Origin of the sequence: Micromonospora sp. NPDC049559, from assembly GCF_040676675.1 — a bacterium.
In the GTDB taxonomy this organism is placed as follows: domain Bacteria; phylum Actinomycetota; class Actinomycetes; order Mycobacteriales; family Micromonosporaceae; genus JBFAPK01.
On record NZ_JBFAPK010000036.1, the window covers coordinates 1 to 15,036 of the forward strand.

The window sequence follows — 15,036 nt, forward strand, 5'->3', positions numbered from 1 at the left end:
CCAGCCAGCATTCCGCCGAAACCGTGCCGCCGGTCACCCCAAAACGGACAGGCCGCCCAGGTCGCGAGAGACCACACCATCCCGCGACCGGCCTCCCGCCATACCGCGCCACCGTCACCTGGACACCAGAAGCGCTACCGGACACCGATAACGCACCTGACGTTCAGGTAACGACGCATGCAGCCCGACCGTGGGCCGTAAACGCGGCGCAGCCGGCGACGGAAAGCACTCCCGCGCGTGACTGGTACGCCAGAGACGTTATCCGCCGGGGCGAATGACGTCTCTGGTGTACCAGTCACGGGAGGCACCCTCGGGGAACCGGAGCACCCGGGGCAGGGCGTACCCGGGGGCTGGTCCACCGAGGCGGTGGCGAATCCGCTCGGCCGGCTGGCGAAGCTGGCGGACAATGTCGCGACAGCGACCCCGCGCGGCTCGCCCCGCTTGCCCCAGAGTGGGCGGTCCGCCCCAGAGCAGGCGGTCCGGCTTCGGCAGAGGTGCGCCGAGGCGCGTGCCGTGCGGCAGCCGCCCGAGAGAAAGGTGCGCCATGAGCATTGACCGGGACTCGCTCGCCGACCGCATGAAGAGGTACGAGCGGGTCACCCAGACGGTGCTGCCCCGCCGCACCTACACCCTGATCCGAGTGGACGGGCGCGCCTTCCACTCCTATCTGCGCGACGCCGACAGGCCCTACGACTACCAGTTCATGGCCGACATGGACGTCGTCGCCCAGGCGCTGTGTGCCGAGGTGTCGGGCACCGTGTTCGCCTACACCCAGTCGGACGAGATCAGCCTGCTGGTGGTGGACTTCCAGGGCGCGAACACGCAGCCGTGGTTCGGCGGTGAAGTTCAGAAGATTGTGTCAACGTCGGCCGCGGTCGCCACCGCCGCCCTGTGTGCCCGCCGGCCGGGCAAGCCGGCCACGTTCGACGCCCGCGTGTTCACCATCTCGGATCCCGTGGAGGTGGCGAACTACTTCCTGTGGCGGCAGCGGGACGCGGTCCGCAACTCGATCACGATGGCGGCGCAGGCCCAGTTCTCGCATCAGCGGCTGCACGGGGTGAACACCCGCCAGATGCAGGAGTTGCTGTGGGCCGAGAAGCAGATCAACTGGAACGACTACCCGGTGGGGGCGAAGCGTGGCCGGGTGGTGGTGAAGGCGTCAGGCGAGCGAGAGGTGACGTTCGTTCACAGGCGCACCCAGCAACCGCAGACGGTGTCGGCGATGCGTTCGTGGTGGGAGGTGCGGGACGCCCCGCACTTCGTCCTGAACGCGGGCACCTGGCTGCCGCAGTCGATCCCGGCCATGCCACCGTTCGCCGGAGTGCTGCCGGCGGCGAGCGCCCTGGGATGAGGGTTCGACGTGCTGTCGACAGTTCCCGGTCGGAGCACCCGGTCGGGACAGCACCGACGGACCCGCGCGTACGGGCAGCCGGCGCTATCGGCCGATCGGCGAGGGGGCGTCGAAATGGGCCACGTACCGTTTCTGCCAGGGCGTCTCGACCGCACGCCGGTCGTAGTGCTCCCGGACGAAGGCGACCGCCCGTTCGGGCGGCACCCCGTCGATGACCGCCAGGCAGGCGAGGGCGGTACCGGTGCGGCCCCGACCGCCGCCGCAGGCGACCTCGACGCGCTCGGTACCGGAACGCCGCCACGCCTCGTGGAGGAGGTTCCGCGCGTACGCCCGGTCGGTGGGCAGGCGGAAGTCCGGCCACCGCAACCACCGGCTCTCCCAGTCGACGGGCGGCGGTGGCTTGCCGAGCAGGTAGACGGCGAAGGTGGGAGTCGGCCCCGGCGGCAGCGGTCGCTGCAGGGCGCGCCCACGGACCAGCCGCCCCGACGGGAGGCGCAACACGTCCGGACGGCTGGGATCCCACAGGTCGGTCACGAGGAAACAGATACCAGAAACCAACCGGCTACCGTGCCTTCGACAGTGGGGTGAACAGTTCCGCGATGTCGTCCAGCCGGACGATGACCAGCGCCGCGACCAGCGCGGGTGGCGCCCCGAGCAGGACCACCTGCGGGTCCAGGATCGGTGACCGGAGTGCGGCGTGGACGCCGAGGCCGGCCACGAGCGCGAGGGCGGCGTTGCGCGCGACGTGGTGCCACCCGAACGGCGCCGCCGTCCCGCCGCCGAAGCAGCGACAGGACGCGGGCGTACCCCGGTGCAGCACCACGACGATCGCGACCGTGAACGCGCTCAGCAGCACGCCGGCGAGGGCGAGGGCGGCGAGGGTGAGGGCGGCGACCGGCAGCGACCGTGCCGACGCCGCGACGAGCAGCGCCGGCACGGCGAGTTCGCCCACGGCGACGGCCGCCGCTACCGGCGTCACCAGCCGTTCCGGCAGCAGCCGCAGGTCGGCCACGGACGACGCGAACTCCCGGAACCGCCGGCGACCGCCCAGCTTGCTCAGCCCCGAGGCGAGAAAGACCACGCCGATCAGGCAGTGGGTGAATACCAGGACGTACGACACGGTCGGCTCTCCCTCGACGGCGGTTTCCCGGCTCGAACGCCGTCGCCCCGGACGGCGCGCGACCGGGGCTTGTTCACGTAAGGCGACGCTCTTCCCGGCGCGGAAGCGGGTCTGTCGAAAGCTGGCGGAGCACCGCCCCCAGCACCCGCTCGGCCGGGAAGTAGCCCAGTTGCCGGGAGTCGATGCTGGCCTCGGCGTTGTCCCCGAGGAGGACGAGCTTGCCCGGCGGCACCGTGGCCCCGGGCACCCGGGCCAGCGCGGGTACTCGCTCGCGCGGCACCGGGTCGCCCGGCACCGCCGTCACCCGCTTGATGATCCAGGTACGGCCGGCGACCGCGCCCCCGCCGGCCGTACGGCCCAGCGGCGGCTGCGGCCAGCCGCGACCGGCACGAGGACTCTCCGCGACCACTACCTGTCCGGGCGTGAACGCGGCCGTCCGGCGCACCAGGACCCGGTCCCCGTCATGGTAGGCGGGTTCCATGCTGGCGCCGAGCACGGTCACCACGGCGAGCCGGCGGCGCAGCAGCAGGACCGCCACCAGGCCGAGGCTGAGCACGAGCCCGGCGACGACGCAGGCCAACGCCCGGTCGGGCGCCCCGGCGCGCAGCAGCAGCCACGCCCCGGCGTACGACAGGACCGCGACGAGCGGTACGGCGGAAGCGGCCAGGGGTCCGCGCCACCGATCCGGGCGGGTTTGCGTCGGCTCGGACGAGACGACCCGTACCGGTCGCGTCGGGTCGGTGGGCCGGACGGTCCTCATCGCGCACCCGCCAGCCTGGGTTCGCTCGCCGCCCCCGCGCGGTATCCCGACGCCTGGAGCGTGAACAGCCGCGCGTACTCCCCGCCGGCGGCCAGGAGTTCGGCGTGCCGGCCCTGCTCGACGATCCGCCCCTCGGCGAGCACGACGATGTGGTCGGCGTCGCGTACCGCGCCGAGACGGTGCGAGACGAGCAGGCTGGTCCGCCCGTCGCGGTGCCGCCGCAGCGAGCTGTGCACCTCGTGCTCGGCCTCGGCGTCGAGCCCGGCCGAGGGCTCGTCGAGAATCATCAGGTCGCGCCGGTCCCGCAGGAACGCCCGGGCCAGCGCGAGTCGCTGCCACTGCCCGCCGGAGAGCACCACACCGGTCTCGGGATCGTCCTGGTTGGCCCCCATGAAGAACACCCGCGACAGCAGCGTGTCGTACCCGTGCGGGAGGGTCGCGAGCTTCTCGTGGATGCCGGCCCGGTCCGCCGCCGCCCGGATGCGCTCCCGGTCGTCGAGGGCGGCGAGGTCGCCGAGGGCGATGTTCTCCGTCGCGCTGAGGTCGTAGTTCATGTAGTCCTGGAAGACCGCGCCGATGCGGCGGCGCAGTTCGACCGGATCGGCGTCGCGGATGTCCACGCCGTCCCAGAGGATCGCGCCCCGGCTCGGGTCGTAGAACCGGCACAGCAGCCCCACCAGGGTGGACTTGCCGGCGCCGTTGAGGCCGACGAGCGCGAGCGACCGGCCGTACGGGATGTGCAGGTCGACGCCGCGCAGCACCCAGGGGTGGTCGTCGGAGTACCGGAACCACACGTCGCGCAGCTCGATCCCGCGCCTCAGCGGCGGCAGCGACCGGGGCCGTCGGGGCACCGGCAGGTCCGGCCCCGCCGCGGTCACCGCGAGATAGTGGTCGAACATCAACAGGGCCTGGTGGGCACGGGCGACGTCGAGGGCCGCGCTGGTGAGGGCCGCCTGCAACCCCGCCACCGCGGCCACGAAGATCGTCACGTCGCCGACCGACAGCCGGCCCTGACCGGCCGCGCCAACCGCCCAGAGCAGCCCGACGCCGGCCACCACCGCCGCCAACAACGCCAGGCCCGCGCCGATCGCGACCTCCCGGCGGTCCACGGCCCGCCTGGCGGCGTTGCTGGCCCGCCGCTCGCTCAGCATCCGCCCGCGCAGGAACGCACCGGTGCCGAAGAGCCGGATCTCCTTGGCCGCGTCGACGCTGCACAGCAGTTGGCGGTAGAAGAGTTCCCGTCGTTGGACGGGGCCGATGTCCCAGAACATCCGCGCCCGGCGCCGGGAAAGCGCGAGCTGCGCGAGCAGCGTCGGCACCCCGGCGGCCACGACCAGCAGGGTCATCGGCGGGCTGAGTAGGAGGAGTGAACCGAGGAAACCCGCGACGGTGAAGCCCGACCGGGCGAGCCCCAGCAGACCGTCGAGGGCCTGGTTGGAGGAGGGCGCCACCTCCCCGGCCTGCTGCGCCAGCCGCAACCGGTCCAGGAAGTGCGGATTCTCGAAGCGCCCCAGCCCGACGAACCGCTCCACCGCGGCGAAGAGCCGGTCCTGCGCCAGCAGTCCGACCCGCCGGTCCAGCTCGGCCCGGAGGTACCGGGTGACCTGCGGAACCACGGCCGCCAGTACCCCGACCAGGGCGAGCCCGGCGGCGAGCGCGGCCAGCGTGCCCGGTGGCGCCCCGGCGACGAGCCGGTCGACGACGAGCTTGGTGAGCCACGCGGCGCCGATCGGCAGCGCGCCCGCCACCGCCGTCAGCACCAGGTAGAGCGCGAAGGTGCCGGGTGCTGCCCGCACCGCGAGCGCCGCGGCCAGCCGGACCCGCCGGATCAGCTCCCGGGGCCGCGCGGGCCGGCCGGGCGCCGTGTCCGCGTCGTCGGCGGACCGGCCGGACGCGTTGGCGGACCGGCCGGGCGAACTCGCCGCCTCGTCGGCGGACCGGCCCGGTTCGGGACCGGTGGAGCCGGCGGCCCGGCGGACAACACCCGCGCTCATGCCATCGCGGCGAGGGGACGGGCCAGGTTCACCTGGTCGTCGACGACCACGGGACGCCCCTCGCGGTCCGGCTCGACCAGCAGCACGGTCGGGAACATCTTGGTCTTGAAGGCCGCGCTCAGCTCGCCGTCGTACGTCTCCACGACGACCTGGGCGACCGGGCGCAACTCGCGCACCAGGTCGTCGGCCTCGGCGATCTTGCCGACCACCCCGGCCACGACCCGCGACCGTCCACCCGGCACGCTCTTCGCGAACTCGACAAACTTCGGCAGCTTTTCCCGGCAGGGCGCGCAGGTCGGCGAGAAGAACGCGACCAGCGTGGTGTCCCGCAGCGCGTCCCGGGTCAACGGCTCGCCGTCCACAGTGGAAGTGGCGAACTCGCCGACCTCTCCGCCCACCGGCAGCGCGGGCCGCAACGCCGGCTGGTCCCGCTTCGAGAGCAGTTCCGAATGCTCGCGCAGCCGTTTGATGACGCCCAGCGTCAGGATCAGGTCCAGCGCACACAGCAGACCCACGACAACGACGGCGGCGGTAAGAAATGGCACTTCTCCTCCAGTTGGCTCATTGCTGGGGGGCCATCGCCCCGGCCGGTGCCGATTTCGGGGAACGCATTTCTCGGCCGGCCGGGACGATGGTCGAATCGAATGCCTACAGCACGTTGCAGGCGAGGTGGTACGAGCCGTCCGTGCAGGTCGTCCCGCAGCACGGGTCGTAGTCGCACTGCCAGCACGAGTCCCAGCAGCCGCGGTAGCAGGTCACCGCCGCCGCCTCGATCCTCGGCACGAACCGTTCGAGCAGGCGGGTGCCCAGCCCTTCCAGGTGCTTGAACACTTGCAACTCCCCTCCGGGTAGACGAGCGGGCGGCCGGAGTTGCCGGGACCTGACATCCCATCGCGAATACCGGACCCCCCGCGATCCTTGGTAATCATGGTTACCAATGTGAATGGCGATCCGCAAGAAAAGCGCGAAGGCACCGCACAGATATGCGCACAGGCGATATCCGATTCGCAAGCACCTATGCCCCTACCCGGCGCCCGTACCGGCCAGGATCTCGTCCAGCACCGCGGTGAAGCGGTCGGGTTGTTCGAACATGGCGCGGTGCCCGGCGGTCTCGAAGACGTACTGGTGCTTCTGCGGCGCCTGGAGTCGCTGGTACCACTCCCCGAACGGCACGGCGAGGCTGGGCATCTCGTGTCCGCCCTGGACGAAGTGGACGGGTACCGCGAGGCGTGGCACGTCGCGGCGGAGGTCGACGTGCTGCATGTCGGGGTAGAGCGCGCTCCACGCGTCGAGGAGCCCGTTCACGATGTGCACCCGCTGGAGCAGGGTGTACTCGGGCACGTCCGGGTTGAAGCCGAGGGCGCCCGGCGCGTTGGGGGTGTGGTCGTAGTCGTACGCCCGGGGTGCGTACAGCATGATCGGCTCGTAGTCGTAGACGCTCCGGTACGGGGGCGGGCCCTGGCTCGCGAGCTGCCGGGCGAGGCCGTCGCGGCCCGTGGACCTGGCCCACGCCAGGATGTCGCGGTAGGCGGTGCGGTCGGTGCTCACGAGGTCGACCGCCTGGCCGGTACCGATGTACGCGCGGTACCTCTCCGGATGCCGCTGCACGGCGAGCACACCGATGATCGAGCCGCCCGAGTGCCCGAGCAGGTAGATCTTCTCCTGCCGGAAGCGTTGCCGGAGGTAGTCGGTGACGGCGAGGGTGTCGGCGACGGCGCCGTCCAGTGCACCCGTCGCCGTGGAGCCCAGTGCGGGGTACGACGCGCCGCCGCCGCGCCGGTCGAGGGTCGCGACCACGAAGCGCCGTTCCAGCGCGCCGAGGTACCGACGCATCGCCCCGAGTTCGGTGCCGCCGGGCGCGCCGGGGATGAACAGCAGCACGGGCGCCGTCGCGTCGACTCCGCGGATCATCATGTTCAGCCCGGCCCCGCCGACGTCGACCCGGGTGAGTTCGGCGACCCCGTTCGGGCCCAGCGGGGCGGTACGGGCGGGCAGCGCCACCGCCACCGTCACGGCGGCCAGGGCCGCGGTCAGTACGCCCGTGCACGTCCGCCGGGCCATCCGCCACCACCGACCCCGGCGACCGGCGCTCGGGCGGGGCCCGGTGTCGCCCCGGACCGAGCCGTCCCGGGCGACAGGGCCGGCGGCGGCAGCAGGGCCGGCAGGAGCGGCAGGGGCGGGAGCGCCCCGGACTCGGCGGGCCAGACCCGCGCCGTAGGCCGCGCCGAGCACGAGGGGCAGCACGGAGAGCGCGCCGTGCACGCCACGGCCGCCGAGCAGGGCGACGATCCCGAGCGGGCTCAGCCGCGGCGCGTCCACCGACGGTCCGCGTACCCCGATCCGGGCCGCCTCCAGCGCCAACAGGAAGGCCGCGGGAGCCACCAGCATCGCCCACCGCGAGCGGCTGCTCCAGCCGGCGGCCAGGCCCACCGAGGCGCTGATCACGATCGACCAGAGCGCCTCGGCGTTGGTCAACGGCCCGCGCGGCGTCCAGTTGGCCGCCACCACACCCCAGGCGGCGGCTACGAGCACGGCCACGGCGGGGCGCCAGGGATGTCCGGCGACGGTTGGGTGATCCTTGACGGTCATGGTTCGCGCGGTCACAGGTCGAACGGTCATGGGTCGAGGGTGTGCCGGACCGGCGGCGGCACACATCGGCCCGTGGTCGGTGCCGACCCCTTCCGGGGTTCCGGTACCGACCACGACTTTGGTAGGTCCCGCCCGTCGCCGCGATTCCGTACGCTGCGCACATGTCGGCTCTGTTCTTCGCTCTCCTCGTACCGGAGCCGTCAGGAACTCGCCGGTCGGCGGTGCGGGACCGGGTCGCCGACGGAATCGCGATCGGGGTGGCCCTGCTCTACGGGGCGAGCATGGTGCCGCTGGGCGACGCCACCACGCCCGGCGCGGCGCTGCCGTGGCCGGTCGACGTCGCCGTCGGTACCGCGTGCGCGCTCGCCCTGGTGCTGCGTCGACGCTGGCCGGTCGCGCTCGCCCTGGTGCTGCTGCCGATCGGCGCGGTCTCCGTCATGGCGACCGGCGCCGTGCTCGTCGCGCTGTTCACCGTGGCGATCCGACGCCGGCCGCTGGTCGTGCTGCCGCTCGCCGTGGCGCACGTTCTGCTCGGTGCGGCGTACTCGCTGCTGCACCGGGACCCGGCGTTCCCGCTCTGGGTGGACGTGGTGCTGCGCGCGGGCCTCACCGTCGCGGCGATCGGCTGGGGACTGTTCGTGCAGGCGCACCGGCGGCTGACCGGCTCGCTGCGCGAACGGGCCGCCCGGCTGGAGGCCGAGCAGCACCTCCGCGTCGAGCAGGCCCGGCTGACCGAACGCGCGCGGATCGCCCGCGAGATGCACGACGTCCTGGCGCATCGCATGTCGCTGGTCAGCCTGCACGCCGGGGCCCTGGAGGTACGCACCGACGCCCGGTACGAGGAGGTGGCGCTCGCCGCCGGGGCGATCCGGGAGAGCGCGCACGAGGCGCTGCAGGAGCTGCGTACCGTCATCGGGGTGCTCCGCGACGGCGGGAACGTCCGGCCGGAGCCGCCCCAGCCGGACCTCGCCGACCTGCCGGAACTCGTGGACAGCGCCCGCGCCACGGGGATGGACGTCCGGTACGCCTGCCGGGTGGAGCCGGCCGGCCCGTCCACGGCCCTCGGTCGCACCGCGTACCGGTTCGTGCAGGAGGGCCTCACGAACGCCCGCAAGCACGCGCCGGACGGAACGGTGGAGGTGCTGGTCGACGGCGCCGCCGGCGAGGACCTGCGGATCACGATCACCAATCCGTACCCGGCCGCCCCCGGGGGACCGGCCGTACCGGGCGCCGGTATGGGCCTGGTCGGCCTCGGCGAGCGGGTCGCGCTGGCCGGCGGGCGGATCGAGTACGGCGTGCACGGCGACACGTTCCGACTCCATGCCTGGCTGCCATGGCCGAGCTGAACCCGGGCCGGCCGATCCGGTTGGCCATCGTCGACGACGATCCGCTGGTCCGGGCCGGGCTGCGCATCCTCGTCGGGGGCTCGCCCGACATCGAGGTGGTCGCCGAGGGCGGGAACGGCGCGGAGGCGGTGTCGCTGGTGGACGCCCACTGGCCGGACGTGATCCTCATGGACATCCGCATGCCCAAGACCGACGGCCTGATCGCCACGCAGCGCATCCGGCGCCGGCCGTCGGCGCCGCACGTGATCGTCCTGACCACGTTCAACGCCGACGAGTACGTCCTCGAGGCGCTGCGCGGCGGGGCCAGCGGCTTCCTGCTCAAGGACACGCCGCCGCGCGACATCCTCACGGCGATCCGGGCGGTCGCCGCCGGCGCGGCCAGCCTGTCGCCGACCGTCATCCGTCAGCTCATCGACCACATCGCCGATCCGGCGGCCGGTCCCCGCCGCAGCCGGGCGAGGGCCAGCCTGGCCAGGCTCACCGACCGGGAGCGCGAGGTGGCAGCCGCGCTCGGCCGCGGGCTGTCGAATGCGGAGATCAGCGCCGAGCTGGGCATGAGCGTACCGACCGTGAAGGGTCACGTGTCCCGGCTGCTGACCAAGCTGGACCTCAACAACCGGGTCCAGGTCGCCCTGCTCATCCACGACGCCGACCTCCCCGGCTAGTACCCCAACGTCACTTCGCCTGTCTGCGCTGGCAGTGGGATCGTCGGGCTCGGGTTGGGAGGTCTTGCGCCAGATCGACCAGCGCAGGGTGTGCGCTGATGCTAGCGATGTGGCGAGGGCGTCATCCGCTGTGGTGGCGGTGATGATCCAGGCTGAGCCACCTTTCATGGAGCTTTTTGATCATGGTCTGATGGCCGTGAGGAAGTCGTCCGTGGCAGCACCGAAGAAGTACCCGACGAGCTACGCCAGCGTGTTATGCGTTTGTACCGCGAGTCGGACCCGAAGCCGGTGATCCGGCGCCTGGCCGAGCAGCTCGGCGCGCGTCACGAGGCGCTGCGGAACTGGATCGGGCAGGCCGACGCCGGGGAGCGTCACGACCCGCCCACCAGCGAGATCGGCCGAGGAGCATTGGGCCCGCCAACGATGTTGACGAAACTGAACCACCACCCACCCTACGCGTACTGCAAGCGGCGGTGCCGCTGCCAGCTGAGGGAGCCGACTCCCGGCCCTCCTCTCGACGAGGAGGCGCGACTGACACGACCTCGTCTCATGTCCCATTGTCGTCACGTCCGCCCGCGTGTGGTCCATCGTATGAGCGTCGCCTGTGTCGGGCGACCTGCGACCTACAGCAGCGGTTCCACGTCGGTACATATGGCTGCGCGAGTCGACCGAGGAGCCCGCGACCGCACCACTGCACCCGGCACCCCGCTCGACTAGCCTCTACGACATGGCAACTACGGTGCTACGCGTCCGGCTCGTCGGTGGCGAGCGCATGGACATCACGTACGACGAACCGGACGTCTCCGACGAGGACGAGCTTGTGGAACACGTGATCTCGACACTGGCGCAGGATTCGGGAGTGCTGCGCACCAAACACGGTGATCGGCTCGTCGTACTCTACGGCCGAGGCGTCGCAGCGATCGAAGTTGCACCTCGCGGTCCAGTGCTGTGACGGACGCTGCGCGCACGGGACCGGCGGCGACCGGCGGATCCTGTGCTATGGTTGCCCAGTTGCAGTTTTGATTTCCGTAGACGTTTCGGCGCCTGATGGGTTATCCAAACCCGGCCAGGCGCTTTTTTCGTTTATCGTGTCGTTTCCGGCGCAGGTGATCAACGCGGCGGCGTGCGAGTCCGCACAGCGCGGTCTTCAACAGCCTGCGAAGGAGCAGACATGGCTACAGGTACCGTGAAGTGGTTCAACGGCGACAAGGGCTTCGGCTTCATCAGCCAGGACGGCGGCGGCGCCGACGTTTTCGCCCATTTCTCGGCGATCTCGGCGAGCGGCTTCCGCAGCCTCGAGGAGAACCAGCGGGTGGAGTTCGACATCACTCAGGGCCCGAAGGGCCCGCAGGCGTCGGATATCCGCTCGCTCTGATCCATGCTGCGCCGCGGCGGCCCGACTGGTTCAGCGGGCCGTCGTTCGGCGTTCTATCTATCATTTGTTCAGGCTCGTTTTTGCGATGTCCCGTGGCCCGCGGCCCGTGCCTTCGTCGCGACGTGCCGTTCGAGGAAGGTATCGCATGACCATGATCACCACGTCACCGCGCACACCCGACGCCCACCCGGCGACGATCCCCGGCGGGTTCAGCCGCGACCGGCACCCGGTTGCCGGCGCTCCGCCTTTCCGGAGCCTGACCCCTGCTGCGGCCTATGGTCGCATGGCACAGTTTCTTGCTCCGTCCACCGCGGAAGAAGAGAAGCCCGCGCCTCGTGCATCCGACTGCGGCGAATTGGCGATGCATCGATTGCGCCACCCGTTCACCATCGTGGACGAAACGACGCCACCATCGGCAGTAAAGATGGCCGTCCAGGTACTGTGACCTCATAGAACAGGTACCGGCAATACCTGCAGTCGTTCCCTACCCGCCACCACGGGTAGCCCGATCACGTAGGTCACGAACGGAACCAGCCACAACAGGCGCGCTTCCCGGACCCGCAGACGGCCCGGACTTGTTTGATCGCGCCTGCCGGTCGCGGAGGGTGAGAATGGACCTCGTGCACGTCCGGCGCCTCGAAGTTGAGAATCACCTGGCCAGGCTCGGGGCTCGCTGTTCAGGCTGGCGACCGTCATGGTTCCTCCTCGTGCACATGAGTGTCACCAGCGAGACGAGCCAGAGAGGCGAAAGTCGTCGCCTGCGCGCGCGAACGGGGCCGAACGCTGACCTCCCATCGGCCAGTTGCGCCGCGCCGCCCGGTGTCCACCCGCACGCCCTACCCGGCTCAGCGGACGTCCTGTCGTGCGAGCCCAGGGGTCGTTGGGCACGGCCGTCGCTTCGAGTTGGTAGTGCTAACCCCCCGTCGGGCCGGACGCTAGCGTTACTGACTTCCGAGGCGTCGGCCGGTTTGATAGGACCATGACGATCACCATGACGCCGTCGCGGACAACGACCGGCAGTGACTTCGCCATCCTCTCCCGCCGGATCACCGGCGCGGGGCTGATGCGGCGCCGGCCCGCGTACTACATGGCACGGCTCAGCGTGGTCTCGCTCATGTTCCTCGGTGGTTGGACCGCGTTCTTCCTCATCGGCTCATCCTGGTGGCAGCTCGCGACGGCCGCGTTCCTCGCCGTCACCTTCACCCAGATCGCGCTGGTCGCGCACGATCTGGCACATCGCCAGGTGTTCCGCACCAAACGCCCCAGCGAGATCGCCGGACGGGTCGCCGGGAACCTCGGCATCGGAATGAGCTACGGCTGGTGGATGGACAAGCACACCCGTCACCACAACAACCCCAACCACGACGACCTCGACCCGGATGTGGCGCCCGAGGTGCTCATCTGGGCTACGGAGTCAGCCCTCGGCCGGCGCGGGCTGAAAGGCTTTATCACCCGGCATCAGGCCGCTCTGTTCTTCCCACTGCTGACCCTGCTCGCCGCCGACCTGAAGGTGTCGAGCATCAGGGCCCTACGCAACCGCAATGTGAAGCGCCGCGGCCTGGAAAGCACCCTGCTGGTCCTGCATGCGGTCGGCTACCTGTCGGCGCTGCTGATCGTCCTCTCACCGGTACAGGCGATCGCCTTCCTGCTGGTGCACCAGGCGCTGTTCGGCGTCTACCTCGGCATGACGTTCGCACCCAACCACAAGGGCATGCCGCACCCCACCGGCGAAGAGGACTACCTGCGCAAGCAGGTGTTGACTTCTCGTAACGTCCGCGGCGGCTGGCTGACCGACGCGGCGTTGGGCGGCCTGAACTACCAGATCGAGCACCACCTGTTTCCCGGCATGCCGGCCCCTAACCTGCGCAAGGCCCAGCCGATCGTGCAGGCGTACTGCGCCGAGATCGGCGTCGCGTACGAACAAACAAGTCTTGTCACCTCGTACCGCCAAGCGCTGCAGTACCTGCACCAGGTGGGCGCACCGGCGCGCGCCGAACACGCGACCCGCCGCAGGGTTTGAAGCCCACCAACCGCGCCAACGTTGCGAGCTACGCCGTGCGCATGATGGGACTGGGTAGCATCGCGTGCCGGCGGCGGACGAGTAGCCACCGGTGCTCGTCGGGTCGGGTCTCCGTAGACCTCGTCGCCGGTCACCCACCCGAACGGGACACCGGCGTCGAGGGCGGCGGTGATCATCTGTCGGGCCAGGGTTGGTTTGGTGGCGGACCCGACCTGGTCCGGGACGCCAGCGGCGGCGGGCCGGTCGGGGTGGTGGCACCAGGTCGTCTCGGGGAAGTAGAGCCGGCGGTCGAGCAGGGCCCGACCGGTGGGTGAGATGTAGGCGAGGAACACGGCGACCTGGCGGTTCTCGATCCGGCCGGCGGTGCCCGTGGATTGGCGTTGGACCCCGACCAAGCGGAGGCCCCTCCTCAGGCCCGGCCGTCGCGGGTGGCTCCGCGCGGGCGAACCAGCCCGCGACACGCGCCACCGCCTCGTCCAGGATGACCCGCCACCGGGCGGGGTCAGCGCTGTGGCACGCGGCCACCGCACGATCGTCGGTTGTCCTCACCAAACCATCGATGATCAACGCGGTGGCCGTCTCCATGTCGGCGCCACGCCCAACGCCGAAGCCAAGTGACGTTGGAGTACTAGGTTCGTCCCGTGCGAAGGGATACGACCGGACGCAGGCCGGCGGGCTGGACGTAGACGGTGCGCCGCTCGACGGCGTCGCCGGCCCGGTTGAGCACGTACCCGTCCAGCCAGCGCCAGCCGTGGTAGGTGGGCCAGTCGTGCACCCGGATCACCCGCAACGTTATCCCCCGGTCCCCGGCGAACTGCACGCTCGCCTCGGCCCCGACCCAGACCACGTCGCCCGGCTTCGGCAGGTCGCAGTCGCCCATCAGCGTCTCGGCGCGAGGACGGCGGGACCGTCGGGGTCGAGCCGCACCCAGCAGTCGAGCAGGTCGCCGCAGGACGGGCAGCGGCCGTACTCGTCGGGCACGTGCGCGAGGGCCAGCTCGTGCCCCTCCACCAGTACGTCGACCGCGCTCATCGGCGGCGGCGTCTCGCCCGCCCAGCCGACGAACCGGTTGTGCAGCCACCCGGCCGGCACGTGCCGCAGGTCCACGGCCGCACACACCAGAAACCGACCGAGGTACGCGGCCAGCGCGAGCCGGGCCTCGCCGTACTCGGCGATCAGCTGCCGCCGCCTCGACCGGCAGGGCCAGTCCTGTCCGCATCCCCGGCAGTTCCACGCCGGCGTGACGGGGCTGTGGATGGTCACTCGTCCTCCTCCTGGTTCGGCGCGTCGTCACCGTCGTACGGGTCGTCGCTGTCGTCGGGCTGGTCCGGCCAGTGGTCGCGGCCGATCGGTACGCGGTGGGTCGCCCGGCACGGCAGCTCCGCACCGCAGGCACACCGGCGTACCAGCCAGAGCGGCCGGTGCCGGCGGGCCAGCGTCATCGCGACGGCGGAGAGGTATTCGCCGTACGACACGCGTCGCTCCATCCGCCCTCCCCGATCCGGAAGACAGAGGAGTGGCCGGGCCCCCTCGAACCGGCCACTCCCCCACCTGGACGGCCCGACCGCCGCCCGGACCAATGCCAACGCAGGGGCGTACGAATTGCAATATGTCAGATTGGTTGAACGAGATTGTTAAGCGGGCGCGTGAGTGAACATTTCAGATCACATGAAAGAATTCCCGCGCCGGTCCGGCCGCGCGCTGCCCGGATGTTGATTCCGCCCCATCCAGAGTGCTATATGAAAAGCGGAACTTGCGCGGCTGACTTGCAATCCGCAAATGGCAACCGGCAACCGCGCCCGGGAGGGAGCGAATG

Annotated in this window: 16 protein-coding genes and 3 pseudogenes; 8 read left to right on the forward strand and 11 right to left on the reverse strand. The window is 71.1% G+C overall.

The features are described 5' to 3' along the window. Positions 1–544: 544 nt before the first annotated feature. Positions 545–1,351, forward strand: a complete 807-nt coding sequence (locus AB0J86_RS30020; protein ID WP_363861011.1) for a tRNA(His) guanylyltransferase Thg1 family protein — start codon at positions 545–547, stop codon at positions 1,349–1,351. A gap of 84 nt (positions 1,352–1,435) precedes the next feature. Here AB0J86_RS30020 and AB0J86_RS30025 read toward each other — a convergent pair whose 3' ends face one another. The 7 genes from AB0J86_RS30025 to AB0J86_RS30055 form a co-directional block, all read right to left on the reverse strand. Then, positions 1,436–1,885: a protein phosphatase gene (locus tag AB0J86_RS30025; protein WP_363861012.1), complete on the reverse strand. Its 450-nt coding sequence runs from the start codon at positions 1,883–1,885 to the stop codon at positions 1,436–1,438. Positions 1,886–1,913: 28 nt separating this feature from the next. Further along, positions 1,914–2,471 (reverse strand): MauE/DoxX family redox-associated membrane protein, encoded by a 558-nt coding sequence (locus AB0J86_RS30030; RefSeq protein ID WP_363861013.1) that lies wholly within the window; start codon positions 2,469–2,471, stop codon positions 1,914–1,916. Positions 2,472–2,544: 73 nt separating this feature from the next. After that, on the reverse strand, positions 2,545–3,231 hold the full coding sequence (locus tag AB0J86_RS30035; RefSeq protein ID WP_363861014.1) for a S26 family signal peptidase: 687 nt from the start codon (positions 3,229–3,231) through the stop codon (positions 2,545–2,547). Next, complete coding sequence (locus AB0J86_RS30040) at positions 3,228–5,225, reverse strand: ABC transporter ATP-binding protein (protein WP_363861015.1); 1,998 nt, start codon at positions 5,223–5,225, stop codon at positions 3,228–3,230. Before AB0J86_RS30040 ends, AB0J86_RS30035 begins: the two co-directional genes overlap by 4 nt. After that, positions 5,222–5,770, reverse strand: coding sequence for a TlpA disulfide reductase family protein (locus AB0J86_RS30045; protein ID WP_363861016.1), 549 nt, complete (start codon positions 5,768–5,770; stop codon positions 5,222–5,224). The genes AB0J86_RS30040 and AB0J86_RS30045 overlap by 4 nt, the downstream gene beginning before the upstream one ends. 103 nt (positions 5,771–5,873) lie before the next feature. Continuing rightward, positions 5,874–6,056, reverse strand: coding sequence for a hypothetical protein (locus AB0J86_RS30050; RefSeq protein WP_363861017.1), 183 nt, complete (start codon positions 6,054–6,056; stop codon positions 5,874–5,876). A 192-nt stretch (positions 6,057–6,248) separates the two neighbouring features. Further along, positions 6,249–7,844: an alpha/beta hydrolase gene (locus tag AB0J86_RS30055; protein ID WP_363861018.1), complete on the reverse strand. Its 1,596-nt coding sequence runs from the start codon at positions 7,842–7,844 to the stop codon at positions 6,249–6,251. Positions 7,845–7,975: 131 nt separating this feature from the next. Here AB0J86_RS30055 and AB0J86_RS30060 point away from each other — a divergent pair, with 131 nt between their 5' ends. The 7 genes and pseudogenes from AB0J86_RS30060 to AB0J86_RS30090 all read left to right on the forward strand — a co-directional run bounded on the left by AB0J86_RS30060 (position 7,976) and on the right by AB0J86_RS30090 (position 13,220). After that, a complete protein-coding gene (locus AB0J86_RS30060; protein ID WP_363861019.1) occupies positions 7,976–9,160 on the forward strand; it encodes a histidine kinase in 1,185 nt (394 codons plus the stop codon). Continuing rightward, complete coding sequence (locus tag AB0J86_RS30065; RefSeq protein WP_363861020.1) at positions 9,148–9,825, forward strand: response regulator transcription factor; 678 nt, start codon at positions 9,148–9,150, stop codon at positions 9,823–9,825. The genes AB0J86_RS30060 and AB0J86_RS30065 overlap by 13 nt, the downstream gene beginning before the upstream one ends. Positions 9,826–10,071: 246 nt before the next feature. Then, a pseudogene (locus AB0J86_RS30070) lies at positions 10,072–10,542 on the forward strand (hypothetical protein); the annotation flags it as partial. A gap of 10 nt (positions 10,543–10,552) precedes the next feature. Beyond that, positions 10,553–10,777, forward strand: coding sequence for a hypothetical protein (locus AB0J86_RS30075; protein WP_363861021.1), 225 nt, complete (start codon positions 10,553–10,555; stop codon positions 10,775–10,777). Between the two features lie 219 nt (positions 10,778–10,996). Beyond that, on the forward strand, positions 10,997–11,200 hold the full coding sequence (locus AB0J86_RS30080; RefSeq protein WP_121398059.1) for a cold-shock protein: 204 nt from the start codon (positions 10,997–10,999) through the stop codon (positions 11,198–11,200). 145 nt (positions 11,201–11,345) lie between these two features. After that, positions 11,346–11,645, forward strand: coding sequence for a hypothetical protein (locus tag AB0J86_RS30085; protein ID WP_363861022.1), 300 nt, complete (start codon positions 11,346–11,348; stop codon positions 11,643–11,645). A 534-nt stretch (positions 11,646–12,179) separates the two neighbouring features. Next, positions 12,180–13,220 (forward strand): acyl-CoA desaturase, encoded by a 1,041-nt coding sequence (locus AB0J86_RS30090; RefSeq protein WP_363861023.1) that lies wholly within the window; start codon positions 12,180–12,182, stop codon positions 13,218–13,220. Positions 13,221–13,330: 110 nt separating this feature from the next. Here AB0J86_RS30090 and AB0J86_RS30095 read toward each other — a convergent pair. The 4 genes and pseudogenes from AB0J86_RS30095 to AB0J86_RS30110 all read right to left on the reverse strand — a co-directional run. Further along, positions 13,331–13,633, reverse strand: a pseudogene (locus AB0J86_RS30095) (transposase); the annotation flags it as partial. A 215-nt stretch (positions 13,634–13,848) separates the two neighbouring features. After that, positions 13,849–14,100: a hypothetical protein gene (locus AB0J86_RS30100; protein ID WP_363861024.1), complete on the reverse strand. Its 252-nt coding sequence runs from the start codon at positions 14,098–14,100 to the stop codon at positions 13,849–13,851. 161 nt (positions 14,101–14,261) lie between these two features. Further along, a pseudogene (locus AB0J86_RS30105) lies at positions 14,262–14,483 on the reverse strand (flavin reductase); the annotation flags it as partial. Continuing rightward, positions 14,480–14,707, reverse strand: a complete 228-nt coding sequence (locus tag AB0J86_RS30110) for a hypothetical protein (RefSeq protein ID WP_363861025.1) — start codon at positions 14,705–14,707, stop codon at positions 14,480–14,482. The pseudogene AB0J86_RS30105 and the gene AB0J86_RS30110, both read right to left, overlap by 4 nt. Between the last annotated feature and the right edge of the window lie 329 nt (positions 14,708–15,036).

What these genes read in the sequence shown, in the direction of transcription:
- AB0J86_RS30020 (WP_363861011.1), top strand. Translation starts at nt 545, where the DNA reads ATGAGCATTGACCGGGACTCGCTCGCCGACCGCATGAAGAGGTACGAG.
- AB0J86_RS30035 (WP_363861014.1), bottom strand. Translation starts at nt 3,231, where the DNA reads ATGAGGACCGTCCGGCCCACCGACCCGACGCGACCGGTACGGGTCGTC.
- AB0J86_RS30040 (WP_363861015.1), bottom strand. Translation starts at nt 5,225, where the DNA reads ATGAGCGCGGGTGTTGTCCGCCGGGCCGCCGGCTCCACCGGTCCCGAA.
- AB0J86_RS30055 (WP_363861018.1), bottom strand. Translation starts at nt 7,844, where the DNA reads ATGACCGTTCGACCTGTGACCGCGCGAACCATGACCGTCAAGGATCAC.
- AB0J86_RS30060 (WP_363861019.1), top strand. Translation starts at nt 7,976, where the DNA reads ATGTCGGCTCTGTTCTTCGCTCTCCTCGTACCGGAGCCGTCAGGAACT.
- AB0J86_RS30065 (WP_363861020.1), top strand. Translation starts at nt 9,148, where the DNA reads ATGGCCGAGCTGAACCCGGGCCGGCCGATCCGGTTGGCCATCGTCGAC.
- AB0J86_RS30075 (WP_363861021.1), top strand. Translation starts at nt 10,553, where the DNA reads ATGGCAACTACGGTGCTACGCGTCCGGCTCGTCGGTGGCGAGCGCATG.
- AB0J86_RS30080 (WP_121398059.1), top strand. Translation starts at nt 10,997, where the DNA reads ATGGCTACAGGTACCGTGAAGTGGTTCAACGGCGACAAGGGCTTCGGC.
- AB0J86_RS30085 (WP_363861022.1), top strand. Translation starts at nt 11,346, where the DNA reads ATGACCATGATCACCACGTCACCGCGCACACCCGACGCCCACCCGGCG.
- AB0J86_RS30090 (WP_363861023.1), top strand. Translation starts at nt 12,180, where the DNA reads ATGACGATCACCATGACGCCGTCGCGGACAACGACCGGCAGTGACTTC.
- AB0J86_RS30100 (WP_363861024.1), bottom strand. Translation starts at nt 14,100, where the DNA reads ATGGGCGACTGCGACCTGCCGAAGCCGGGCGACGTGGTCTGGGTCGGG.
- AB0J86_RS30110 (WP_363861025.1), bottom strand. Translation starts at nt 14,707, where the DNA reads ATGGAGCGACGCGTGTCGTACGGCGAATACCTCTCCGCCGTCGCGATG.